Origin of the sequence: Thiolapillus sp., from assembly GCF_048562965.1 — a bacterium.
Classification (GTDB): Bacteria; Pseudomonadota; Gammaproteobacteria; order Chromatiales; family Chromatiaceae; genus Thiolapillus; species Thiolapillus brandeum_A.
Window position 1 is genome coordinate 1 of record NZ_JBHNMF010000765.1, and the last position, 1,416, is coordinate 1,416.

Below are 1,416 nucleotides of genomic sequence, written 5' to 3' on the forward strand. Positions count from 1 at the left end.
GAGGCGTTGAAGATGCGACTGGCACGGATTCCCGGGGAGAAGGAGCGGGAGATTCAGGCCATCGAACACCGTTACCTGGACTTCACCGATCGCACCTTTCCCGTGGCCGTGATCTTTCTGCCGCCCGAATCCACAGTAGGAGAGGGTTGAGCCATGACCAAACAGACCAGACACCACGAATGGCTGTCCCTGATTGACGTATCCGGTCCTTTCCTTGCCGCCCCAGTGTTGGAGAAGGTATTTCCCCAGGGGCTAGAGAGTGTCGATCCACTGAAGAGACGCCATCTGCGACAGGCCTACGATGAATGGCGTGAGGCACTGGATCTCGAGGATCCTCGCCTGGTCGACATCCATCAGGCATGGGGCGAACTGGTACTGACCGAAGGCTTGGATCTGAACGACGAAGAGGGCGATACACTGAGATCCGGTGACCGTCTACCGGATGGTCTGAGCTATCGACATCCCGAATCCAGCGTCACGCTGAACCCCGCCTATGTTGTCGTGGACGATCAGCACGAAGACAAACCTCTGATGCTCGTCGCCGTCCATGGTCCCGAGGTGGATCTCGACAGCACCATCGAAGGCGATGGTTGGGCCACCAGCCCAGCAGAACGTATGGTCCAACTCTATCGTGCCACCGAGACCCGTCTGGGGTTGGTGACCAATGGCGAACGCTGGATGTTGGTCGATGCCCCCGTGGGGGCAGTGACGACCTTCGCCAGTTGGTACGCCCGCCTGTGGTCGCAGGAGCCCATGACTCTGCAGGCCTTCGTCACCCTGCTGGGCATCAATCGTTTCTTCGATGCCAAGGATCGACGACTGTCTGCCTTGTTGGACGATTCGCTGCAGCACCAGGACGAAGTCACCGATGCCCTGGGCAAGCAGGTGCAGCGGGCCGTGGATGTATTGATCCAATCTCTGAATCGGGCCAATCACGACCGTAATCAAGAACTCCTGAAAGGCATACCGCCGGGTGAGCTCTACGAGGCGGCGCTCACGGTGATGATGCGTCTGGTGTTCCTGTTGAATGCCGAAGAGCGCGAATTGATGGACGTGGTCAAGGACGAGCGTTTCCAAACCTACTACGCCGTTTCCTCCCTGCGAATCCAGCTTCGGGAACAGGCAGGACTACACTCCGAGGAGCTCCTCTCGCACCGGCGGGACGCCTGGTCGCGTCTGCTGGCCATCTTCCGGGCCATCTACGGTGGCATCGAACACGAGGCACTGCGTATGCCCGCGCTGGGTGGCTCCCTGTTTGACCCCGATCGATTCCCTTTCCTAGAAGGCCGAATCAAAGGCACGAGCTGGCGGACGGACGAAGCCAGACCCCTGCCCATCGACAACCGCACCGCATTGCTGTTGCTTGATGCCATCCAAATGTTCCAGGGGCGAACTCTCTCCTACAGAGCATTGGAC

The 1,416-nt window shown here is 59.3% G+C and carries 1 protein-coding gene; it reads left to right on the forward strand.

Annotated elements, in window-relative coordinates; all coding sequences use genetic code 11:
• Positions 1-153: 153 nt before the first annotated feature.
• Positions 154-1,416: type IIL restriction-modification enzyme MmeI (locus ACOCD2_RS19905; RefSeq protein ID WP_419625946.1), on the forward strand; the 1,263-nt coding region annotated here is incomplete at its 3' end.